Below are 23,975 nucleotides of genomic sequence, written 5' to 3' on the forward strand. Positions count from 1 at the left end.
GACTTTTATATTTCATTGTCCTATATGAGGGTAGCATATCACAGTACGGGCGGCTCATTTTCTATCTAAACGGATGTATCCGGAAGTTCCGGCAGTTGATCGGTGAGTTCTTCATATCCGAGAATATCTCCGGCACATGGCATCGATTGCCCTGTTCCCTGCTGTGGTTTCCGGAAGTACAGCCGATACCGATGTCCCTCTAGGAGTTTGATATTCTTTTCCAGTGAGAAGGCGTATTCCTTTCCGTTATCACTGGCAAACCAATATTGCTGGTTTTTCCCGAAGAGTGTCTGTTCCCGTTTCGTGCAGCTTACGTCCAGTGACAGATAAGCATGTGTATGGATCAGGTGGTAGAAACTGAGTGCACGCAAGATGCTGCAGATTCCGATGAGGAGGCTCATGAGGATAAAGAGCCGGTCATGGGTGGCGATCCCGAAGATGCACCCAAAAAGTACACAGAAAAAGCCGATTGCACTGATGGCAACCAGCTTTGTGAAAAATGGTTTTGGCATAAGGTTCCTTCCTTTAACATGTATGAAATGTGATTTGTTTATTCAGGTACAAATTAGCAATAGCCTGCAGCACTGGATACTGGGTATGGTGAATCTGGACATCATCCACAAGTGTTTGGTAAGTTGTCTCCGGTTCTGTGTATAACTCATCCATAATATCCGATTCGTTGTGGATTACTTTTTCCTGCTCCATACTTGTGACAAGCTCAGCGGTCGTGAGGGATACCTTATCAGCCAGCTTCAGAATGGTATCTTCCATCGGTGAAGAGGGTTTCTTCTTTAAATATCTGCCAAACTCTTTTGCACCAATAGTTCCTTCCAGATAAAGCTGAACGCAGCCAAAGAGCCGGATGGGAAAGGTATCCTTCAAGGGAATAATGGTCAGACTGCCGAGAAGGCGATATAAGGCATCCACCCCTGTCAGTCCAATTCCGCTTACAACCAGACCGCGTAAGGAAAGTCGGTTCAGATAGTGTTGGAAGGATAAGCCTTTCGGACCTTCTTTCTGTATCTGGCGCAGGGTATAGGCATCCTGGAGTTCATGGAGCGTCAGAATCTGGAAGGCAAGACAGCTCCAGAGCAGCAGCTCGTCATCCGATAGTCCATATTCTTGTCCATCGTTGATTACAAGAGGAATGGATTTTCCGCCTGTCGTTTTTTGAAATTTTAAGGTTCCGACAGCAGTATAAAGTGTCAGCATAAAAGTTCCCTCCTTCAAGGTTAAGTCAGAAGTGCATAGAGTGCATCATCCTGCTGTAATAGTTTCCGTGCTTTGCTCTGCCATGCCCGTACACGATTGGCTGGTACTTGGTAGTGTTTTGCCAAGTCAAAGCTGGTATATCCCTGCTGTTGCAGATAGAGGGCTACAATTCCCTTCTGAATAGTTGAGGACTGTCCGGTGCCAAGCTGGGTTAAATGCTCAAGAAGCAAGGTCTGGTTTGTGTCCTTTTCCGGGTGAGTTGTTTGTGTATCCTCGTAGGAAAACAAATCACGATAATGGAGATGTTCATCTTCAGATGATGCTTCGTCCAGAGAACAGAGCATGGAGCGGTCACGGGCAATTTTCCGCCAGTAGTCAAAGATGGCATGACGGATGATAGTTTTGGCATAAGGCTGGAATGATCTTCCTTCCTCAAATCCGACAGCCGACCGGCACAAAGCCAGATATCCAATCTGACATAATTCCTGTTGTTCTTCCTCAGTTACATAGGCAGCGGTGCGGGTCATGGAACGAATCATGATCGGAACCAGATCCATGGATTTTTCCACCAGTTGTTTTTGCTTTTTATTTAGTGGTAAGGTCATCATCAATCACCGCCTTTCAGCTGGCTGCCCGGAGGCGGAAGGGAATATGGTTGTTCTTTAAAACATCTGCGGATTCCCGAATGAGCTGGTCGCACATATAGTTGCTGAACTGTCCGATGTGAGCCTGCTTATCTGTCAGACAGAACTTATCTGCCACCCAGCGATATGCTTCCGGTTTGGAAAGGATGCCCTGTTGCCAGATCTGATCGAAAATTCGATGTGCCTGAATCCGCTTTTGACGAAGCTCCCGGTTGGCGAGCGTTCCTTTTGGTATCTTGGTTCCCGGATGTACCCCGACATAGGAATTGCAGGATGGATAGTGGGAGCAGACATAAACCTGTCCGCCATGAGAATGCGTTCCATATACAAAGGATGCATCTCTTAATATTGCTGTTCCGCCGCAGTAAGGGCAGCGGATGATTTTTGGTTTCTTCATCTGTTTTCACCTCGCTTGTACATACACGATACGTAACGTGTACGTGAATAACCAGTACGTACTGTATACTTATATTGTAAGTAAGCAGGTGATGAATTCCCATAGGACGCAAGCGGATACTGATCCCAGATTCGGACTAAATGGCACGAATCCCCATTTTTCAGATGCCGGGATAGAAAATTGCTCGGATGAGCGGGAATAAGCCGCTGTCTGTGAAACGTGGATAATTAACCGGTGTAAAGATGAACTTCTCACAGAAAATCCGTAGCAGGAATAAGCTGATCAGTACCAGACAGAGCAGGTAAGTGTTCCTGCGCCTTCTGGTCCATGGCTTTTTCGGACGGAATTTCACATACAGGACAAAAATCATGGGAATAAATATCAGGTTCGTAAAGACCTGATCGATACATTGGATGATTGAAATTACGTTTAACATAGGCAGTGCCTCCTTTCTTTACATATCCTGTACGTATAAGAGCCTGAAAGTGCAACTTTTTGTTACCAGTCATATTGCTGGTTCTCCTGAAGCCGGAGCAGTGCCGGAATGGGACATGGCTTTAAAGGCAGCTTCTGAGCGGCCAGATAGGGCAGATAAAGCTCTGTAAAAGCAGCAATGCTCATGCTTCCGGTACATTCGGTTGGCTCCGGTATCCGGGGAAACAAAAGCGCTGCATCTGAAAGAGGGAGGATGCAGGGGCTTCCCGTTTCATCCGGATGGAATAAAAAGCCAGAGTTCTCACAGCTTTCCTGTGCGTTACAAGTGCGGCACCAGACGTAGATACAGGAGTGCCAGTTCCCTTCACAGAGGTTCAGAAAATGACGGATGTGCTTGGCATCTGTCTTGCAGTGGGGGTGTTTCATATTCATCACCTACTAAAGAAGCAGGCAGTTCCATGTGGGAGCTGCCTGCAGGAGTCTTCGTTATGAGTTACTGATGTTTCTTTTTGCGTTTGAAGTAAACGATGCCCAGGACACTTGCACCTGCAAGTGCAGCTATGGCGATTCCGGCATACAGGAGAAGCGGCGTCTCATCGCCGGTCTTTACAGGCGGAGCTACCGGAGGCGTCTCCGGTTCTTTCGGAAGCTCCGTCATGTGTACGGTCTGACCTTCATCCTTCAGATCCTCATGGGAAGCAATCTCATGCTCGGTTTTTCCGTCTGTATAGTAGAGCTTTTCAAAGACAACCACATCCTGTCCGGCAAGAGCAGAAGCGTCGAAGGTAAAGGTAACTTCCACAGAGCCGCCAGCTTTTTCTGCTTTAAATTCTGCCTGAGCGGTAACTGGTTTTCCGTCTTTTAACAAAGCCTCTCCGGTTTCCTTATTCATCAGGGTTCCGATGACTTTGTACTCAGATCCAGGCATCAGACCATGATAAGTGACCGTATCTACGATAGTCGCTTCCTTGGAAGCAGAGACATCCTGATCCCCGTCACTGCCGTCTTTGGCTGTGGTTTTGATTTCCGGGAAGTAGATGGTCTGGTTGGCATCTTTGATGTCCGCATGTACCGCTACTTCGTGATCTTCAAAAGTCATTGTTTCAAATGCCACGAGCGTTTTTCCGGAAAGTGCAGAGGCATCAAAGGTAAAGGAAAGCTCTACGCTGCCGTTAGCTTCTTCCGGAGTGAAACTTGTTTCTGCAGTCACAGCTTTGCCATCCACATCGAAAGGTTTTTCGGTTTCCGCATCCATGAGTGTTCCTGTCAGCTTGTACTCTTTGCCTGGGATCAGGTTTTTGTATTCCACAAGGTCTGTAAGTGTCAGTTCTTTTTCCGGTTTTGCATAGTGTGTGCCGGAAGCAGCATCTGTTGCAGTGGTTTTGATTTCCGGGAAGTAAATAGTCTGTCCTTCATCCGCAATGTCTGTGTGTACGGCAACTTCCTTGTCTTTGTAAGCCAGGGATTCAAAGACAACTACTGTTTTCCCTTTTAAGGAGCTGGCATCAAAGGTAAAGGTAACATCTACCGTACCAGCGGATTCTTTTGGCTTGAAGGATGCTTTTGCTGTCACCGGTTTTCCGTCTGCTTCGACTGGTTTCTTTGTTTCTTTATCTATCAGAGTTCCAGTCACTTCATATTTCTGGTTAGGAACCAGCCCCTTAAAGGAAACCGTATCCACCAGCGTGATTTCTTCCTTTGCACAGGAAATATTGGAGTTCGTGTCCGCATCTTTCGCAGTAGTCTTGATTTCCGGGAAATAGATGGTCTGGTCTTCATCGTTGATGTCGGTATGGACTGCAAGCTGCATCTCATCCTGATATAATTCCTCGAAGACAACGGTTGTTTTTCCCTTTAAGGAAGTTGCATCAAAGGTAAAGGTTACTTTGACGGAGCCGGAGGATTTCTTTGCAGTAAATTCAGTTTCAGAAATCACCGGTTTTTCATCCACAAGGATTGGTTCCCCGGTTTTTTTATCCATTAAGGTTCCAGTCAGTTTGTATTTCTGGCCCTTTTTCAGTCCTTCGTATTCCACAACGTCTTCAATGGTCACTTCTTTTGCCGGCTGGCTCATGTGTGTACCGGTCTCGGCATCCAGAGCAGTCGTGCCGATCTCAATGGCATCATCGGTCAGAGTTCCAACCTGTATCAGAACAGAATCCTTATAAACCTTGACTTCAAAGGTTAAAAGATCCATGCCTTTGTTGGAATCACAACGCTGTTCCGCCAGAGTGTAAGTATCGTAAATGAGAGCGCCTTTGGAATCATCCGGTTTGGAGGTGCCGAACCAGATGCCGTCTTCCGAAGACTCACCCCGGTTGGTATTTGCGGTATGTTTGTTCCATTTGGAGGAAGTGCTGGCATAACCGTTGGCATCTGTCACAATCACATGGCTTTCGCCTGTTGTTTTGGAAGTGATCTTAAATGGCACATTTGCCAGACGGTTCTGGCTGCCGTCAGCAATCTTGACAAATTCCAGATCCCCGCGGATGACCTGATTGGAGATGGAATTGTCTTTTGCAGTCAGTTCCACGATTTTTCCCTGTTCTGTGATGTCAAATTCTACAGAGATCTTTCCGCTGTTCAGATAACCGGAAGGTGCAGTTGTTTCATCCACACGGTAATGTCCGAATGGGAGAGCATCTTTTGCAGTTGCAGCAGAACCGGATTTATCGGCAGTAAGTGTAAGGACAACCTGATCTTTCGTGTAGGATGTTCCGTCTACTAATACCGGATTTTCATTTAACGTAGTGATCGCAAAGACAGTACCTTCCAAAGTGGCAGAACCCTGCGGTTTTGCTTCTCCGGTCTCGCTGTCACGTTTCTGGATCTTCACTCCGCCACGGATGACAGATTCTTCTATGGTAGAAGACTGGTATACCGAAACCATTTCCTGCTTACCGTCACCTGTAATTTTCTGTACGAAGACAGTTGGATTGAGCTGGTATCCGGCAGGGGCTTTGCTTTCCTGTACCGTTATGGTACCGAGCGGAAGACAGACGGTCTTGCCATCACTGGTATAGTAAAAGGCATCGCCGCTTACAAAGGAATCTTTGGTAAAATGCATCTTTCCGGAAACATCTGTTTTTAATACCCAGGTACGTGCCGGTTTCTTTCCAGCTTCCGCAGGATCACTGTCAGACTGCTCGGTATAGAACTTGACTGTAAATTCTGCGTTTGCAAGGGAAGCTGCTCCCTGTGGGGAGGCTTTCTTTGTTTCGGCATCCAGCTTTTCAAGCACCAGATTCATGGGATTATTCTGCGGAATATCTGTTACGTTTGCAGCAGAAGTCTGTTCTGCTTTTACGGTGACTTTGTGAGCTTTGGTGTCTACAATGTAGCCTTTGGAAGCAGAGAGCTCTTTTATGGTATAATCGCCTTCCTCCAGTTCGCCGGATCTGGCATACCCGTTTTCATCAGTGGTCAGTTTCTGGATGAGCTTCTCACCCTGATAGATCCCATACACAGCACCCTTTAAGCTGTAATTCGGATTCCCGTCCGATACGCTTCCGTTGGCAGAAGATTTTTTCAGTTCGATCCAGCCGTTTGGAACCTGATACCAGCTTCCGGCAATGGTCTGGCTGCCCTGTCCCGGAACGATGAATGCCCGGAAGCCTTCCGGCGGGTTCGGAAGTCCCTGAATGGCACTGGCTACTTCCAGTGCTTTATCAATATAGGACTGCGGGGCGCCATGGAAAGCTCCGGTGTCAGCGGAATTACCGGCATAGATGTAAGCGACAACCAGATGTCCGATGACATAGCTGTTATCATCACTCCAGCCACTGAAATATTTATCCTTGACGACTTTATCGTAGCCGTAACCGCCGTTTAAGTAGTAGAGCGCTTTTCTGAGCGGGGAGTTCTGGCTTAAAAGGTCATAGGAATAGGAACCAGAGGAAGGTGTTTTCTTCAGTGGTTCCACGCAGTAGGCAGTATTGCTCCCGTCAAAGCTCATGCGGGAGGTAAAATAGCTGCCGTAAGGGATATTGGCACCTGCCTTATAGCTGATGGTGCCGTCGGCTGCATGAACCGGAAAACTGCCGGAAAACAATGCGCCGACTGCGACAAGGACTGCCAGCAGCATAGCCAGCGTCCGTCTGGTATAGGATTTGTATGTCTGTAACATAAGTCTCCTCCTTCTTGAAGTTCAAATGAAAAGGGCAGCGTCAGTGCTGCCAAAAGTTACACAGCCTGTTTCTTCTGTTTCGCAAGGATTTCCAGAAGCTCCTGCCGATCTGTGGTAATCAGCTCCTTTTCCAGATTGGAAGCCTTAAATTCCACAGTGATGTTATTGTTGTTGGTTGAGATCAGACCGTTGCCCCGCTGGAAATGGGTGATGTTCATTACTTCTGTTTCCGATAGATGCAGGATAGTCTTCACCCGCTGTGCCTCTTCATCCTCCATGTTCAGGATAATCTTGGTCTTGCAGTTATTGATGATACCCTTGCCGTACTTCCCGTCATCCAGAGCAAAGAAGTCGTTTAAATCCTGTGTGGCAAAGATGCCGGCTCCGGAGTAAGCACGGATGATCTTGGCAATCTCCAGTACGAATTCCGCTGCAAGCCGGTTGCTGGATGCACCGATGAGCTGCCAGACCTCATCGACAAAGATGGCTTTCTCTTCGGTACGGTTTTCCTTCGCTTTATCCCAGACATAATCCAGGGCAACGAACATGCCGACCGTTAAAAGATCGCTGGAACCGGTCAGTTCGGAGATATCCAGTACCGTATATTTATTGGTCAGGTCCACATTGGTCTGCTGGTTAAAGGAAGAAGCAGAACCGTGAACCAGGCGGTTCAGGATATGAGCCAGACGTTTGGTATCCTCGCTTTCCAGCAGGACATTGTAGACATCCTCCAGAATGGGCATCTTTTTGTACTGCTCCGGATGCTGCGGATCTGTCAGGGATTCATTTTTATGTGTAATCCCTTTTCTGGCATAGGTTTTGATTAGGGCTTCATCCAGAAGCTGCTTCTCCTCATGGGACATATCCGGGATCAGCAGACTGAAGAAGATGTGAAGCCTTTGGATCTTGCCTGCCAGTGCGGAGGCATCCAGTGTCGGTCCGTCCAGCAGTTCATTTACAGAATTGTCTACCTTCCGGATTTCCATGATGTTGATACAGTTCTTACTGGCAGGAGAGATCTGGATAAATTCTCCGCCGACATTCCTTGCAGCCCGGTAAAATTCGTGTCCCTTTAGCGGAGCGATGATGAACACCTGGATGCCTTTTCTTCGCATCCTTAGTGCCATGGTCTGCATGGTGAAGGTCTTTCCTGCTCCCGAACAGCCTAAGATACAGATGTTGCTGTTCTTGTACTGCCTGGAATCAAAGATATCCGCAATGACCAGGGAATTGTTATGCTTGTTTACCCCAAAGAGGATTCCGTTATCATCGCAGATACTGTAGCTGACGAAGGGATAGCAGCTTGCCGCCCCGGAAGTCAGTACGTTCCGCTTGGACAGCTTAAAAAGCTTCTTGTCCAGATTTGCCAGCGGCAGAGAGGATAAAAATCCCTGCTCCTGTAAAAAGTAGCAGGAGTGTAAGTTCATATCCTGCGAGATCAGGAGCTTTTTCATTTCCTGAATCCGCCACTGCAGTTCTTCCAACGTGGAAGCAGTAATGGTGATGAGAAGATTCATGTAATAGAAATCTTCGTTGTTGGCAAGTCCCTGCTTCAGAAAATATCCGGAGCGGATGGCAGAATCCAGATCGTCATAATCAGTGTTGGTATCGGACGCATCCTTTAATTTGGAACGGTTGATACGGATCTGCTGACCGAGACGCTGCTGAATCTTGTCCTTTGGCTGTTTCTGGAGAAAGAAATCAATATCAATCCCTTCCCCGGCATTGACAAGGAGTGACAGCCATCCGGGAGTTACCCGGTTTTTGTAGCCGTCAGACGGCACAAGCAGGTAGGAATGGTAAAGCCCATTGATCTGCACATAATGGGAGTGCTTGAAATCCACACTTTCCGGTGCGAGAAACTCGTTGATCCGGATGTGATCCAGTTCCTCCATGCGATTTTCCTTTGTATAGGCGGACAGTACAGTGCTGATCCGGTTCGAAAGCGGAACCTCCGTACAAAGGGTACGGTTTAAAAGGGTGTAGAGAACATCCGTAGTAAATTCATCCTCATTGTCATGGGAGACCACTTCATTCCCGCACTGGTATAGAAAGGTTTTGGCGGTCTGGGAGGCTGTCTCAAGAGCAGCAAGGATTTCCCGTTCCTCTTCCTTTCGGTTTGCGTTGAATGGTTCATATTCAAAGATCAGAAAGAACCGTCTGGATACTGCTTCTCTGGAACTTAAGTTCTGGACAAACTGGATGTAGTCACGCTGCAGTTCCTGACAGTGGGGATCGGTTTCCCGCTCCAGCTCCAGCTGGGACTGCTCCAGATGCTTATTGATGTCTGCTTTTTTGGAGATCATCTTGATCTGGAGTTTGACAGGGCTGATCTTTAAGTAACTGATAAAGCTGTAGATAATGCCCTGCTGTTCCCTGGCACTTCGAAGCAGAAAGTTGATTGGTTCAATCTCCAGGATCTTCACGTACCGTCCGTCTGTGGTATAGACGATTCCGTTTGCGATTTTTTCCACCGGAAGATAATCCTCCAAGGTCTGGTCTTTCTTTCGCTTTTTCCGGGAAACGGGTTTTGACGTGGCAGATGAGGTGTCCTCCTTGGAAACCACCTTTTTTTTCTGCTCTTTTTTTGCAGCCCGCTTTTCGGAAACTGCCCGTTTTTCTTCCTCCTTTCGTCTCCGGGCTTCCGTTTTTTTCTGTATTTTTATCTGTTTCGCCGCCTCTTTTTTCTGTCGGCTGGCTTCTTTCTGCTCCCACTTCAGATAACGGATATCTTCCTTTGCCTGTTTTTTGATGCCCCGCTTGGTGGAGGTATCAAACTGCCGGTGTTCTTTTTTTTTACTTTTTGGCGGAGCTGGTGCGTCCGGTTCAGACTGTGGGGGAGCCGATGCCATTACTTTGGAAGGCTCTGCCATTTTTTCTGCTTTCCGGTGTTTCTTTGTCTTTGGCTCTTTGAAACGTGGTTTCCTGCGTGGCTTTCCTTCCGGAAGACTGTCGGACCTCCAGATTACCCTGCGGTTCACTACAAAACGCAGGGCATTCATCAAAAAGGCAGTGATGCTCTCCCCGCCGATTCCAATCAGGGCTACCATTGCCGCTGGAAGTGCGGTCATGCAGAGAATGATGATGCGGGCAGTCAGGGACAGCGGCAGGTGGAAAACAGGGATACCGATTGCCAGGGAAAGAACAATGCTTTCTATGGCATTGCGGATGTCAAAAGTTCCGTTTAGGATCTTGCCTTTCTCAATGAAGTTGGAAGGGATAAAGGAAACCGGTGTTTCTTCTGGCTGTGTCATGGCTGCACCTCCTTTTTCGTATCTTTCGCATCTTCGGAAGGCACAGAGGCACTGCCGGATTCTGTGTCCGGAGCTTCCGGGCTGTCAGAAGTATCCGGATACCCGCCTTCCTGCAGGTGTTCAATGTCCTGCGAAGTCAGGGACGGCAGGGAATCATCGGTTTGCTTTTCGTAAACAGTCGTATCTGCAGAGACCTGTACCCCGTCTTCTCCAAATAAAAACACACCCGTCGGGGTGTGATAGGTAACCGGAAGCGTATCCTGATCGGAAAGTGAAAACATCAGGCAGACGGTTGTTTCGGTAGGGTAGCTGGTTTTTTCCGGCAGGAAGGTGATGCTTGTCTGTTCTTTTTTGACATACTCTTTTAGGTAGACAGGAAACTGCCCTTTGAGAGAAGCAATCTGGCTGTCGGAGAAAAATGCTTTTAAAGCATCAAAATCCAGATATTCCGGCATGGGGGTATCAGAATTTGTTTCTGTTGTTTCCTTTGCCGGTTCCCTGCCTTTGTTTCCGGAAGCTTCTTTTTTCTGGCTTTTCCAGAAACTGGGGAGAACCAGTCCGGCAAGCAGCAGAAACAGCATCAGAAAAATGGAAAGAATCACTTTTGTTCTGTTCATAATGGCTCCTTTATTTTTTGTCGAAGATCCAGTAGGCATTTGCCGTAGCATGGATTTCCGACATCATATCAAATTCACGGTTAATATAGTTCTTTGCGTCACTGTCATTGGGATCATTGACCAGTACCTTGCCGTTTGCCGTAACACCTCGGAGTACGATGAAGTGTCCGCCGCTGGTGAAAAGTCCTGCCCGCTGAGAGGAGATGACCGGACAGCCTTCGGAGAGTGCCTGAAGTACCGTATTGGCATTGCTGGTCTGTGTGACGCTGCCACAGCCGAAATGACTGGCTGCAGCCTGAAAGTAGCTCCAGTAGGTTCCAACTCCCGGCTTGTAATAGGAATTCCCGCACCATGCCACCGCATCCGGAGGGGTAATGGTATTCCCGGTCAGGTAGCTGGCGATCATGGCAAAGCTGGTAGGCCCGCAGCCGGAAGATGCGATGGAGCCGCCGCCATAAGGAATGTTCCCGTAATCGGTCTGGAGATAGTGCGGAATCTGCATTCCGTTTGCCGGATAGCTTCCGCCGGTATTGGTAATCTGATAATACCGGAGAACATGCTCCACATATTCCTTGTCCCCATACCGGTCATAATGCCAGTTCGGACGGGCACACATCATATCCGAATAAGCAATGGCGTTTTCTTTGGTATAACCGCCGTCACGTTCCATTGCCCAGTCGATATAGCCGGAGCCGTAATTGTAACCCTGAAGCGCCAGCTTGATGCGGTCCAGGTCGGTAGGTCCGGTACATCCTGCTTTATCCAGTGCATACTTTAATTCCTGAATCCCACATTCGATGGAATAAGCAGGATCGGTGATGCCGTTGGGGACATGGGGGTATTTCTTATTAAAGCCGCCTTCTGCCGCCTGCATGGGATCGCTTCCACGCCCGCCGCTTTCCTGCATCATGACTGCCATGAGGAGTTCCACATAAGCTTCCATGCCGTATTTCTGTGCGACCTGCTGGATGGTAGCCCGGTAAGCCAGCACCTCATCGCTGACACCTACCGCCATGGCAAGACCGGAAGCGGAGCCGCCAAAGAACATGGTCAGGTTTTCCACATAACTGTCTGCCGTTTTTTTCTGCTTATCGGTCAGATGAAAGACGTGATCTGCAAAGTAGGCATCTCCGGCATAGCTGACCGTGTAGGTATGGCGGGTAAAAGTAACCTTTCTGGGTGGTGCATTTTCCTCTTCCGCCGGAACTTCCACCGTGGCCGTTTCTGAAGTAACGTCATAAGAAAAAAGCCCGTCCTCGTTTTCCCGGATCAGGCTTTTGAGTTTGCTGATATTTATATTTTTATAGTCATCCTGGCTGGCACAAAACTGTGCGATGAGCTGGTTCGCATTTACGATGATACTGGAAGCGTAAGGATCGCTGATAGAGGCAGTATCTCCTTCCGGGAGTCTGGCAATTTCCGCATTGATCTTAGCAAGCAGTGCATCATGGCTTTCCTGAAGCACCTCCACGATTGCCTGATTGGAAGCCCGGATATTTTCACTGATTACCGTGTTGCTGGTCAGTGCTCCGGTATTTTCAGAGAGGTCTCCGAAGACGAGTCCCGGAAGCATGACAAGGAACAGAATGGGAAGCATCAGTACACCGCCGACGGCTGCTCCAGTTTTCGCAAGGGTGCGCCTGTGCCGGAATACTGTACCGATGACAGCAAGAGGACTGCCCATCAAGGCTGTTTTTGGCATGTTACATACGCTCCTTTCGCTGTGGGGCTGGCGGCAGTTTCTGGACAATGGATTCATTGTAGGCTACTTTGCCGCTGCCGGAAGTATATGGTGTTTTTTCGACCGTATCCTGTGCATACTGCTTGTACCAGGTGGAACCATCCACGGACTGTACCGTAGAGTAGGAGCCCTGAGTAGGAGCTGCATACTGGTCGGCATGGTACAGGGCAAAATCCCGGTTTCCGGAGCTTCCGGTTTCGGTACCGGTGATCCTTCCGCCACCGATTTCTACATTATCATAGGAAGAACCGCCGCCCGGATTGATGCCCATATAGGAAGTAAAGGCTTTCTGTGCGTCTGCTCCCTTGATGGAACCTACCTGACCGTAATTTCCCTGTGCAATGTTGCTGATGACCTGATTGGCAAAGTCTCCGCCTTTGTTCAGGGATGACTGGTAGAGCATGTTTCCGATACTGCTGTGTTCGGTATAACCGGTTGCGGAATTGACCGCTTCTCTTTGTACCTGTCTTCCCACTGCCCCGGCAAGCCCGCCGGATAGGAAGCTTCCTGCGACAGCCGCACTTCCGGGAGAAGAGGCTTTGTGGTAGCCGCCACCACCATGGGAACGCATGGAACCGGTCAGGCTCCGTCCTGCAATCAGAAGTTCAGCCATCATGTTTCCTCCGGTATTGCCGACATTGATGCCAAGCGATGCCAGAAAAGAATCAATTTTCTGGGATACCTTTAAAAAGGCAATGGCACACAGGAACCAGACGAAGACATTTCCGGTTACCGCTTCCTTTCCCTGACTGGCAACTGCCGCTTCCACGTCTGCTTCCGTAAGCTCCGCTGCAAAGACCGGCATGGAGCAAAACAGTACCAGACAGGCAGTTAGTACCAGGAATGGTATGAGTTTCTTTCTAAGTTTCATTTTGGTCCTCCTTTCTTATAGGGATAACGGATTGGCAAGGAAGGTGCCGACCATAGAAGTAAACAGCCGCAGGCACCACGCATTCATCAGAAGCAAAAAGAACTGGCCGCCAAGCATCCGGCACCAGCTTTTGAAGATATTTCCGGTTGACTGGCTGGCACCCATGGAAAAAGCTGCCGGGGCTGTGTAGACCAGTACCCCCAGAAGAATATAGCGTTCTGCCGCTTCAAAGAGCAGTTTGATGTAGTTCCACGCCAGAATCAGTACCAGAATCAGTGCAATGATGGCTACCGCCCCATTTGCACAGACTCCCAGGATGACTGTGACTACGGAGTTAAAATCCGCAAATTTTAAAGGCGGCAGGTCTTCCGTCAGAATCCAGTTGTACGGTGTTCCTGAAATCTTCAGGAGCAGATCCACAATATCTTTCGCATAGAAGGTGAGAAAGATAAAGAGGAAGGAACGGATGGACAGCTTAATGGGATCTTCCGCTTCGATACCGGCTCCCATAAAGTAATTTTTAAAGAGCTGCCATACCCAGTTTAAGAGGATCAGCCCGATGCCCAGTGCCAGAAAGACCTGATACATGGTCTCGGCAGCAGGAAAGTAGCGAAGAAACGTATCCATGGAACAGCCCAGAGCACCGAGGACTGAAGTGGTGATCAGATCCAGAATGTTCATGACCTGTTCGGCAATCCATTCCACGATTCCGTCAAGTATTCCCATAGTGGCATCTCCTTTCGTCTATCCGTTCCATTTTCCGCCTGCAAAGAACGGGGTGATGTAAGCCATGATAAAGCCAAGCCCGTTTAAGATCGCCCAGGTAATGACGATACGCTTGAGCCATGCACGTGATTCGTCCACGGTTTTTCCGCTTTTGGAAAAATTCATCATCAGAAGGGCAACCGATGCCGTTACGACTGCAGCAATGGTGGAAATGAGGATAATCTGGTTATAGACATCCTTCATGATCTCATTGGCTTTGGTCCAGATGGTAGCGGCAAAAACCGGCTGTGTGTATCCGCAGAGGACTGTGACAGCCAGAAATGCAGCATACAGGCATCTGCCATAATTGACATGCCGTTTTGTGTCCGGCGGAGCGTTTTTCAGTTTGTGTTTCACGTAAAAGTACCTCCTTTTTATAAGAGCGGCAGGAGAATTACCTCCCCTGCCTTTGCTTATGGTTTTCCTGCCTCAAGAAAGGACGCAGCCCGGTCAATGCAGGCTGCGTCCTAAATCAAAGTATGAAATTGTAAAGATCCTCCTATCTTACAGAAAAAACGCAGCTTATTTGCCGCAGGAGAGGCTTCCCATACGGCAGTGCTGCGTTTCGTTCTGCATATAATTTTGACAATATCAATTTTAACATGGGTAAATTACCGCTACAATCGCAGGACTGTGCCAGTTACAGACGATGGAGTGCCAAAAATGTGACCAACGCTAAAAGCGTTATAAATGCAATCCTTATGGATACTGTAAGCGTGATTTGCAACCAATTATACTGGATTTACATGACTAATGCTTTAAGCGTTAGTGAATACTGGAAGGAGGAGGTGTGCGTGTGAAAGGAATGGGAAAGGCAATCCGCAGGTACAGGGAAGAGGCAGGAATTACGCAGGAGAGACTGGCTGAACTGGTGGATATCAGTACCAACCATCTGGGTGCGATTGAGCGGGAAGTGAAAACACCTACGATGGAAACATTTGTAAAGCTGTTGAATGTATTAGGTGCGGAACCGAATGAAGTGCTGAAGGAAGTGATTCCTCTTACCAGAATGGAACATACTTCTGTAGTGGAAGGAAAGCTGGAAAGGCTCACACCGAAGAAGCAGGAAAGCGTGCTTCGGATGCTGGATGTGATAATTGAAGAGATGATGAAATAGAAGCTGTCTGCGAAATTGCCGCAGGCAGTTTTTTTGAAAGCTGTATATGCAATAAAACACATAAAAATATGCGATTTATGATGAAAGTGATTGCAAGATTTGATATAGTAATCCTAAAAGCATTATAAAACTAATTCTTAAAGGATGACTATAATATGAAAAAGGGATATGTGGGATTATTGGCATGTGCGTCAGGAATTCTGATCGGACTGGGAATCAGCCGGCTGGATCTGACAGGTTATCTTGAAAAAACACAGGAGCAGGAATATCACCCGGTAGAAAGAAAGGTGCCTGAATCAGTAGAAAGCAAGCTGAAAGATCCAAAACAGTGCTGGCTGTGTGGAAGCGATGAACGGAGTATGATGGATTATTTCCGGAAGTTTGACGATCTGGGAGTGATCTGTACCAATCACTGGTATGTGATGGATATGCATATCCGGAATCATGATGAGGACGGGAATCTTACCGGCCCGCAGGGAAACGGGCATATGGGTTATACCGGGACAGGAGAAGGCGGCTGCTTTTTCCATACGGAGCAGATGTCGGATTACGGGATTTCCGAAGTATCGGTGGATTACGGGGAAGATAGTATCTTCGATGTGAAAAAAGTACAGAACCATCTGTGTCAGGAATGCCTGGATAAGCTGGTGGAAAGCATGGAGGTATTCTGTGAGGAAACGCAAAAACCCAAGCCCCGTGATCTGGTACTGGTGGATTTTCAGACATTGGAGCTGTACGCCATTCAGGAGCATAATGCGGGATACTTTATCCGGGATTATTATGTGGAAATTGAGTCGGAGGAAGATGGGGTGGAAGTAAAGGCATTTTACTGCCCGAAGCTTAATAACGGGAAAAAGGATGGAGAATAAATTGAGGTTTGCATTGGTGAGGAGTATAATGTAAGTACGTGTTATGTATTGGAAAAACTTGAATTTAGCAGAAAGAAGGATTGTTATGAAATTTATCAATACTAGAAAATTCACATGGATAATTTGTATAATAGGATTTTTGCTTGCTCTTGTAAGTATATTTTTCTTACCGAGTATTATTCCAGTACATTTTGCAAATGGGATTGCGGATGATTATGGAAGAAAAATACAAATATTTTTATTTCCTATATTACAAGTGCTTATCACTTTTTTGACTGGACGAGAAAAAGTAAAATATTGCCTGACACATTCAAAAACTTTCTTAACGGACATTCAGTTTAATTGGATGATAGATGGTGTACTTTTATTGGTAATGTTTGCAGAAATATGGGTTATCTATGCTTCATTTGCATAGAAATACTTGCATAACAATTTACATTTGATTGAGCAGATAAAAATGATTTGAGGTGGTAGCAATGAAAAAGCGATTGGGAATCATAGCCGGAATTTTAGGAATTGTATTGGCAGTCATTGGCATTGTACTGAAGCAGAAAGAAAACACAGCCGTTTCTGTTATTGGTGGTGCGGATGGCCCGACTTCTATTTTCATAGCAGGGAAGTTAAATGGTGATAATTTTATTTTTATGATTGTAGTTGGAATTATTTTATTGATTTTGGCAGGAGTTATTTTTTACAAACGTAAGCATTAAGTTACAGTTTTTTAGACTGTGTATGGCGGAAGAACCGGGAAAGTGTAGATATATCATGGGGATTTTGGAAAAAAATAAAAAAAGTAAGGGTACAGCGTTTGTCTATGATGAGAATAATGATTACTATAAGATGGAAATAAACGGGATTGAATTTGTCTGTGACAGTATACATTCCGATTATGAGAAGCATGCAGTTGAACTGGCACAGGCGTATGAGAAAAGGCTGCCGGATATCGTGGATTATCTTATGCCGGATATAAAGGAGATGTTTGGAATTACAAATCCAGATGTAATAGCAAACTCACTAGGAAAGCCGAGTATAGATTTGGATAGAGGAACACTGACTTATCTGGAGCACACAATGGACAGCCTACATATTATTGAAATGGAATTTGACGGTATCTTCACGGCATTCTATAACTCCTGTATTGATGGATAGGACTTTAGTAACATAGAGCTGCAGTTGTCTACAGCTTTTATCCAGACTTCGGATGTTACAGAGAAGCAATCAGAAATGGATTGATCGATTTCTGAAGCAGTATCCGGTGAAATCCTTGAACATATGAAGGAAAAGTATGTATGTTAATTTTATTTTTATTGTAGACAAAAGATAGGACTGATATGATAAAAGAACAGGTTATTACAAATAGAGGTGGAGTATTTGATGCAGAAAATATTATTACTGGAGGATGACTTGAATCTAAATCGGGGAATTGCCCTGTTACTTTCACGGGAAGGGTATGAGGTTCGTCAGGTTTATACAATAAAGGAAGCAAAAGAAGCATTTCAAAAAGGAGATTATGCTCTTGTTATCAGCGATATTACATTGCCGGATGGTACAGGACTGGATTTTGGAAGGATGGTACGTGCAGGTGGAGATACATATCTTATCTATCTTACGGCTTTGGATCAGGAAATAGATATTGTAAATGGTTATGATACAGGGGCAGATGATTATATTACCAAACCATTTTCACTGATGGCTTTGGTGTCGAAGGTGAACGCATTGATGAGACGGCTTTCTAAGGTACAGGCACAGATTATGTCTTCCGGAGAGATTACGGTGCATATGAAAACGATGCAGGTGTATAAAGGGGATGAACCAGTTACTTTAAGTAAGAAAGAATTCTCTCTGTTGCTGTATCTCTGGGAGAATGCAGGACAGATTGTTTCAAAAGAAAGTATCCTGGAGCATGTATGGGATATAGACGGTCAATTTGTCGATGATAATACGGTTACTGTCAATATAAGCAGACTGAAGAATAAACTTGGAACAGAAGAGATAGCGAATGTGAGAGGACTGGGATATATATGGACCGGAAAGGTAAACAAAAATTAAAACGGTATTTTATCGTATATGTAATCTTTGCAGTATTTTTTACAGTAGGAATGTATCTGATAACAAAGTATGAGGAAAATGCGAAAGCAACGCAGATAGCACTGCTCCTTGCAGAACATCCTGAACTGGAAGGGGAAATAGTTGCAATCTGGGAAAAGTCAGGAACAGTAGATTTTATAAGAGACCGGGACGATCAGAAGATAGAAAGAGTCGTACAGATGCTGGAAGAAACTTATGGTTATCACTCAGGGAGTGGATCTTCAGATGTGGTTATAAGGATTATCTGGGGAATTGGATTACTAGTGGGAGTCATAGTATGTAGCCTGTTCTTGTACCTGGACCGAAGAAAAAACTGGAGCAGATACGGTGATGAGGAACAATTACAGCAATTATATGAATGTCTGCAGGAATTCAGAAAAGGAAAATTCCAAACATATCCTGAAGAAACATCAGAATCGGAACAATGGTTAAAGGTGTGGGAATCTGTAAAGGAGCTGGGGCAATATTTCGAAGATTTGAAGGAACGTCTGGAGCAGGAAGAAAATGGTACGAAGAGTCTGATTACAGATATTTCCCATCAGTTGAAGACTCCGCTTGCATCACTCCGGATGAGTCATGAGCTGGTGGCAGAAAATCGGGTTACAGGAGAAGAACAGAGGGAGTTTCTGGAGCAGGAATCACAGGAACTTACCAAACTGGAACAGCTCTTGAATGAACTGGTAAATCTTTCAAGGCTGGAAACACATATGATCCAGATACATTCGCTTCATGAAAGCCTGAAGAAAACGCTAACAGAGGCTGTCAGTCAGATTTATATGAAGGCAAGAGGAAAAGATATTTCCATTCAGGTGGAGATGGATGATGATATAGTTGTGAACCATGATTCAAAATGGACGGTAGAAGCATTAACGAATATCCTTGAGAATGCAGTCAAATATTCACCGGAACATACAACGATTACAGTGAGGACGCAGGAGCTAGCAAGCAATGTGCTTATTGAAGTAGAAGATGAAGGAATGGGCATTCCTGCGGAGGAACTGCATAAGATCTATCAGAGATTTTACCGGGGAAGGAAAGCAAAGGAACAGGTAAAAGACGGAGCGGGTGTCGGTCTGTATCTTGCCAGAAAGATCATAGAAGAACAGGGGGGGACAATAGCAGCCAAAAGAAAGGCTGAGAAAGGTATGATATTTAAAGTGACACTGCCGCTCATAATAGGAGAATAGTCGGAACCCTTACAAAACTGTTATGGTTGTTGTAAGGGTTTTGTAATGCAGGAATGTTATAGTAGGGGTATGAAATGGAAAGGGGACTTGAAGATATGAGTAGTATTTTAAAAGTAGAAGATCTAGTAAAGTATTATGGAGAAGGCGAGAATCAGGTGAGAGCCGTGGATCATACAAGTTTACAGATAGAGAGAGGCAAGTTTACAGCTATCGTAGGACGTTCCGGCTCCGGAAAATCTACACTTCTGCATCTGATTGGAGGGCTTGACAGACCGGATTCCGGCAAAGTATGGATTGATGGAACCGATATCTATTCTCGAAAAGATGATAAACTGGCACAGTTTCGAAGAAAGAAGATAGGATTTATCTTTCAGGATTTTAATCTGATTCCATCGCTGAATGTGTGGGAGAATATCGTTCTTCCGCTGGGACTTGATAATCGCAAGGTAAAGCCGCGGGAAGTGGAAGATATTCTCAAAAAAATCGGACTGCAGGATAAGAAAGATGCGATGCCGTCTGCTTTGTCTGGTGGACAGAAACAGAGAACTGCGATAGCCAGGGCATTGGTGACAAGACCGGCGATAATTTTGGCGGATGAGCCGACTGGAAACCTTGATTCCCAGACTGAGCTAGAGGTTATGAGCCTATTGAAAAGCTGCGTGTCGGATTTCGGGCAGACGCTTATCATGATTACCCATGATGAAACGATTGCCCAGATGGCGGATGAAATGATTATCATTGAAGATGGCAAGGCGGTGAGAAGATAATGAAGATGACGACCAGAGTTGCATATTGCAATATGCGGCATTATAAGAGCAAAAACATACTGATTGGAATTGCCATTATCCTGACAACATTACTGCTGTTCGTAATCCCATCAATCGGAAAAGATATGGTGGAAGTGAACTTTGCGGTAATCAATAAGATTTATCCAACATGGCATGCCCTTTATCGGAACGTGGACGAGAGTACAGTTATGAAACTGGCGGCACATCATGATGTGAAAACTTACGGACTCCGCAGCGATGCGGGGTACATGAATCTGGAAGATGCGACGGTTTCCATGATGTATATGGACAGAACAGGGATGGAACTTTATAAAGTGAAGCTGAAAGAGGGGCAACTTCCGCAGAAAGAAAATGATATTGTGGTTTCAAAAGGAATACTGGAAGCATTAGGACAGAATGGGAAAATCGGTGACACTATCACAGTACCTTATCAGATTCTGAAAGATGACGGACTGGATTATACGAAGGAGAAAGACTTTCGAATCTGTGGTTTTTTAGCAGATAATGAGAGCAGCAAAGAACAAAAACAATATACATCATTGGTTTCAGAGGCCTTTCTGAAAGCGGAGATACCGGTAGAACAGGTGAAATATCGGTTTTTACTTCAGGTGAATGGACAGAAAGGAAATACGACTGCAGATTATACAGAGACGATACAGAATATTGCCAGACAGTTCGGGATTTCCGAGGATGACATGAATATTAATAAAGAGTATCTTGCAGCAAATTATGTGGATCCGGCTACAATTCCGGTGATTGTAGGAATCATGCTTATTGTTGTATTGGCGGGCATTATCACAATTTATAGTGTTTATTATGTATCTATGAACCAGAGGGTTCGGGAATTTGGAAAGTTAAAGGCAATCGGGGCTACGAAACGGCAGCTTAGACAAATCGTACTAAGAGAGGGAATGGGAGTGGCGTTGTTTGCCATTCCGATAGGACTTTTGATCGGAACAGTTGCTGTGAAAGTTGTACTTCTCCAGTTTGTAGAACATGCAAAGGATTCAAACGTACTTATAACAGAGGCATACAAGGTTGTAGCTAAAGGAGAAGTCCAACTTTATTATTGGTGGATTTATCTGTTGGCAATTGCAGTGACTCTGTGTACAGTGTATCTGTCACTGATGAAGCCTATGCGTATGGCGGCGAAGGTATCAGAAATAGAAGCTATGCGTTACCAGGGAGGCAGTAAGCGACAGAAAAGCAGCAGGAAGGGATATCAATTTCTGAATATCGGACGACTGACCAAGAGAAATCTTGCAGAGAATAAAAAGAAGAGTACTATCACGATTGTATCTATGGCCGTTACCGGAATATTTGTCATGATGGTAGCAACGGTGCTGTCTTGTGCAAATCCGATGGAAAGTGCAAAGAGTTCGATTGTGGGGCAATATGAGATTTCTCCAATTGTGGAATCCGGGAATAAAGAGCATCCTGAATATGAATGGGCGGAGGTTCAAAAGAATAATCCATTAAATGAAGGACTAAAGCAGCAGATAGAGGAGCTTGACGGTGTTGAGCGGGTAGATGTGTTTACCGCGTTGAAGGTATCAGGAGGACCTTTTGAAGAAAAAATTGGAACCGAATTTATCAATGGAGTGCCGGAAGAATACGCAGAAGAGCTGAAAAAAGGAATCACTGAAGGCAATGTCACATACGAGGAATTGAAATCCGGGGATAAAGTGATTCTGGACCGCGCGCTACTTCACTGGTATCCAGATATTAAAGTGGGAGATAAGCTGAAACTCAATATTCATGATGGAGATAATACCTTTCAAAAAGAGATTGAAGTGGCAGCAATTGGTGAATATGGAGGAGGTCTGACAAACTATAACTGTCTTATCATGGCAAAAGAAGGGGCAGAGAAACTTACCATAAATAATTCTTCCAGCTATTTTCAGGTGATTGCAGATAAGGATTATGATGAGGCACTGGAAGCATCTCTACAGGCTATTGTGGATGGATCAGGCAGACTGCAGATGCGTACCTGGAAGAATGAGTACGATACATGGGAAAATGCCATACAGATGACTAGAGGTGCATGTTATGCATTTATCATCATTCTGGCAGCAATCAGCATTATGAACTTGATTAACACAATGATCAATAGTGTCCATGTGCGAAAAAAGGAGCTTGGCATGATGCAGGCAATCGGAATGTCGGACCGTCAGTTGATGAAGATGCTCCAGTTGGAAGGTATATTCTATACAGTAGGCACTCTTATTATCAGTATCGGAGTGGGAAGTCTTGCAGGATATCCGTTGTTTTTATATGCAAAGCGTACAGGAATGTTTGATATCAGCACATACCATTATCCGGTAACAGCAGCTATTATTATAATTTTAACATTGTTTGTGATACAGATGTTATTGGCAATATTCATTGCAAAGTCAGTAAGGAAAGATTCATTGATAGAGAGAATTCGTTTCAGTGAGTAAGAATATAAATTTCTGATGTTTAATGCAGATACTAATCAATGTCATAATAAAAAGGGGGACTTGATTTCTCAAATCCCCCAGTGTATAATGAACTCAAGAAAGGTATTCAGATGCAAAATCTGATGCCCTCAGTTAAATTTTATATTCTATGTATAAGTCATAGCATCCAAAACTTTCCTAGGGTCGTGGATGCTATTTCTTATTATGTCGATCTATATAAGTCAAAGCCGCAAAAATTACCAATAGTAAAGTCAATACTTCCATTGTATTCATGGGCATCACCCTCCTTGGATACTAGAGGGCAAAATCGAAATGCATCCGTCTTTCCGGTTCAGTAATACCGAATCAGTATAACACGTTACCGTTTTCAGTACAATAAGGTAATGGTCTGAAAAATACTTTATTCTGTCACCTTATGTAGCTGTATCGTGAGTATTTGCTGGACTAATTGGTGCTGTATATGAAAAAAAGCTATTTAAAAATAAGGTGGAAGCCTTATATGGTCTGCTTGATGATGCGGGTGATGATGCCGAGGGCAACATTACGCTCTTCATCAATATGCGTCACCACAAAGGATACCTGATCCTTTTTCCCGACTGTCCGGCTGTCATAGCAGGAGTGGGCAATGGCATTGACACCGATGGAGAGCCGGACAAAGACGGTGCCTTTATGGATGTCTTCCACAGTTCCGGCGTATTTTCCCTGAATCTTACATTTTTTCATGTTTTCCTTGCTGGTGTTGCCTTCCACACTTTTGACATCTGCGTGGACAATGACCTGCTCCGGTGAGTCTGCCCGCACATCCAGGATGCGTACCAGGATGTGATCGCCTACCTGGAAGCGTTCTCTGGCATCACCCATCCAGTCGAAGGACAGGTCTCTGGCAAGAATGGAGGTTTCCACACCGAAAATTTCTGCCCGGACTACCTTTTCCGCAACAGCAATGACTCTTGCCTGCACGATACGGTCTTCATAAACTTTCGGCATTCCGGAAGCATCTTTATCCAGATAGAAGATCTGGCGTTTCTTCAGCATCGCTTCTTTCCGGCTGGCGACAATGCTGCGTGTCTTCGGATCTAATCCCTTAATCAGAAAATCAATCTCACATCCAAGCATATTGTTGAGGATTTTGTTCTGCCGCAGAGCAAGCTCCCCATAATCGTGTGCTTCATCCTGCATGAGATGGATCATCATCTCAGTTACTGGGATGACAGTACGGAAATCCTTGTAGTAAACCACGGCAATGAGGCTGCCGTTTTCTGTTTTCTCGATACCGCCAAGCATTCCGGTTAAGATCCGGCGGGTACGGTAGGCATTCTGGATCTCATGCCAGGTAAGGTCTGAAATGGACTGGGCTGTTTCCAGCTTCGCATCGGAATCCAGAGTTAAAATAGGTGTGTTGGTTGTTTCGTTTGGCATCATA

23 protein-coding genes are annotated in these 23,975 nt (G+C 45.6%); 9 read left to right on the forward strand and 14 right to left on the reverse strand.

Annotated features, from left to right (window positions below):
• Positions 1-65: 65 nt before the first annotated feature.
• The 13 genes from PG766_RS14400 to PG766_RS14460 form a co-directional block, all read right to left on the reverse strand.
• The gene (locus PG766_RS14400) at positions 66-512 is read right to left on the reverse strand and encodes a hypothetical protein (protein WP_005333500.1); all 447 of its coding nucleotides are present in this window, start codon (positions 510-512) and stop codon (positions 66-68) included.
• A 13-nt stretch (positions 513-525) separates the two neighbouring features.
• Entirely contained in the window at positions 526-1,212 is a 687-nt protein-coding gene (locus PG766_RS14405) for a hypothetical protein (RefSeq protein WP_005333502.1), read from the reverse strand.
• Positions 1,213-1,232: 20 nt separating this feature from the next.
• Entirely contained in the window at positions 1,233-1,820 is a 588-nt protein-coding gene (locus PG766_RS14410; protein ID WP_005333504.1) for a sigma-70 family RNA polymerase sigma factor, read from the reverse strand.
• Positions 1,821-1,833: 13 nt separating this feature from the next.
• The gene (locus PG766_RS14415; protein ID WP_005333505.1) at positions 1,834-2,253 is read right to left on the reverse strand and encodes a DUF3268 family zinc-finger domain-containing protein; all 420 of its coding nucleotides are present in this window, start codon (positions 2,251-2,253) and stop codon (positions 1,834-1,836) included.
• A gap of 160 nt (positions 2,254-2,413) precedes the next feature.
• Positions 2,414-2,689 (reverse strand): hypothetical protein, encoded by a 276-nt coding sequence (locus PG766_RS14420; protein ID WP_008373818.1) that lies wholly within the window; start codon positions 2,687-2,689, stop codon positions 2,414-2,416.
• 62 nt (positions 2,690-2,751) lie between these two features.
• Positions 2,752-3,114 carry a hypothetical protein gene (locus tag PG766_RS14425; protein ID WP_040015509.1) on the reverse strand — a complete coding sequence of 121 codons (363 nt, stop codon included), beginning with the start codon at positions 3,112-3,114 and terminating at the stop codon, positions 2,752-2,754.
• A 67-nt stretch (positions 3,115-3,181) separates the two neighbouring features.
• On the reverse strand, positions 3,182-6,814 hold the full coding sequence (locus PG766_RS14430) for a VaFE repeat-containing surface-anchored protein (protein ID WP_023921579.1): 3,633 nt from the start codon (positions 6,812-6,814) through the stop codon (positions 3,182-3,184).
• Positions 6,815-6,870: 56 nt separating this feature from the next.
• Positions 6,871-10,068, reverse strand: a complete 3,198-nt coding sequence (locus tag PG766_RS14435) for a TraG/VirB4 family ATPase (protein ID WP_023921581.1) — start codon at positions 10,066-10,068, stop codon at positions 6,871-6,873.
• Positions 10,065-10,685 (reverse strand): DUF5038 domain-containing protein, encoded by a 621-nt coding sequence (locus PG766_RS14440; RefSeq protein ID WP_023921583.1) that lies wholly within the window; start codon positions 10,683-10,685, stop codon positions 10,065-10,067. The genes PG766_RS14435 and PG766_RS14440 overlap by 4 nt, the downstream gene beginning before the upstream one ends.
• A 10-nt stretch (positions 10,686-10,695) precedes the next feature.
• On the reverse strand, positions 10,696-12,387 hold the full coding sequence (locus PG766_RS14445; protein ID WP_005333517.1) for a lysozyme family protein: 1,692 nt from the start codon (positions 12,385-12,387) through the stop codon (positions 10,696-10,698).
• A 1-nt stretch (position 12,388) separates the two neighbouring features.
• On the reverse strand, positions 12,389-13,297 hold the full coding sequence (locus PG766_RS14450) for a hypothetical protein (RefSeq protein WP_005333520.1): 909 nt from the start codon (positions 13,295-13,297) through the stop codon (positions 12,389-12,391).
• Between the two features lie 15 nt (positions 13,298-13,312).
• Positions 13,313-14,023, reverse strand: coding sequence for a hypothetical protein (locus tag PG766_RS14455; RefSeq protein ID WP_005333522.1), 711 nt, complete (start codon positions 14,021-14,023; stop codon positions 13,313-13,315).
• 18 nt (positions 14,024-14,041) lie between these two features.
• Positions 14,042-14,419 carry a hypothetical protein gene (locus PG766_RS14460; protein ID WP_005333524.1) on the reverse strand — a complete coding sequence of 126 codons (378 nt, stop codon included), beginning with the start codon at positions 14,417-14,419 and terminating at the stop codon, positions 14,042-14,044.
• Positions 14,420-14,867: 448 nt separating this feature from the next.
• On the opposite strand from PG766_RS14460, the gene PG766_RS14465 reads away from it, so the two are divergent.
• From PG766_RS14465 to PG766_RS14505, 9 genes are all read left to right on the forward strand, one after another.
• On the forward strand, positions 14,868-15,179 hold the full coding sequence (locus PG766_RS14465) for a helix-turn-helix domain-containing protein (protein WP_179960461.1): 312 nt from the start codon (positions 14,868-14,870) through the stop codon (positions 15,177-15,179).
• Between the two features lie 155 nt (positions 15,180-15,334).
• Entirely contained in the window at positions 15,335-16,048 is a 714-nt protein-coding gene (locus PG766_RS14470; protein ID WP_005333529.1) for a hypothetical protein, read from the forward strand.
• 85 nt (positions 16,049-16,133) lie between these two features.
• The gene (locus PG766_RS14475; protein ID WP_022415592.1) at positions 16,134-16,463 is read left to right on the forward strand and encodes a DUF1648 domain-containing protein; all 330 of its coding nucleotides are present in this window, start codon (positions 16,134-16,136) and stop codon (positions 16,461-16,463) included.
• Positions 16,464-16,524: 61 nt separating this feature from the next.
• A complete protein-coding gene (locus PG766_RS14480; protein ID WP_005333531.1) occupies positions 16,525-16,758 on the forward strand; it encodes an LPXTG cell wall anchor domain-containing protein in 234 nt (77 codons plus the stop codon).
• 55 nt (positions 16,759-16,813) lie between these two features.
• Positions 16,814-17,197: a hypothetical protein gene (locus PG766_RS14485; RefSeq protein WP_226850873.1), complete on the forward strand. Its 384-nt coding sequence runs from the start codon at positions 16,814-16,816 to the stop codon at positions 17,195-17,197.
• A gap of 225 nt (positions 17,198-17,422) precedes the next feature.
• Positions 17,423-18,097 (forward strand): response regulator transcription factor, encoded by a 675-nt coding sequence (locus PG766_RS14490; RefSeq protein WP_005333533.1) that lies wholly within the window; start codon positions 17,423-17,425, stop codon positions 18,095-18,097.
• Complete coding sequence (locus PG766_RS14495) at positions 18,070-19,323, forward strand: sensor histidine kinase (RefSeq protein ID WP_005333534.1); 1,254 nt, start codon at positions 18,070-18,072, stop codon at positions 19,321-19,323. Before PG766_RS14490 ends, PG766_RS14495 begins: the two co-directional genes overlap by 28 nt.
• A gap of 95 nt (positions 19,324-19,418) precedes the next feature.
• On the forward strand, positions 19,419-20,090 hold the full coding sequence (locus tag PG766_RS14500; protein WP_172676439.1) for an ABC transporter ATP-binding protein: 672 nt from the start codon (positions 19,419-19,421) through the stop codon (positions 20,088-20,090).
• 5 nt (positions 20,091-20,095) lie between these two features.
• Positions 20,096-22,552, forward strand: coding sequence for an ABC transporter permease (locus PG766_RS14505; RefSeq protein ID WP_243114164.1), 2,457 nt, complete (start codon positions 20,096-20,098; stop codon positions 22,550-22,552).
• A gap of 495 nt (positions 22,553-23,047) precedes the next feature.
• On the opposite strand, the gene PG766_RS14510 is transcribed toward PG766_RS14505, so the two are convergent.
• Positions 23,048-23,971, reverse strand: coding sequence for a S1 RNA-binding domain-containing protein (locus PG766_RS14510; RefSeq protein ID WP_023921587.1), 924 nt, complete (start codon positions 23,969-23,971; stop codon positions 23,048-23,050).
• Positions 23,972-23,975: the final 4 nt, after the last annotated feature.

This window comes from Coprococcus sp. LG101-27, assembly GCF_027695515.1.
Taxonomy (GTDB): Bacteria; Bacillota; Clostridia; order Lachnospirales; family Lachnospiraceae; genus Allocoprococcus; species Allocoprococcus comes.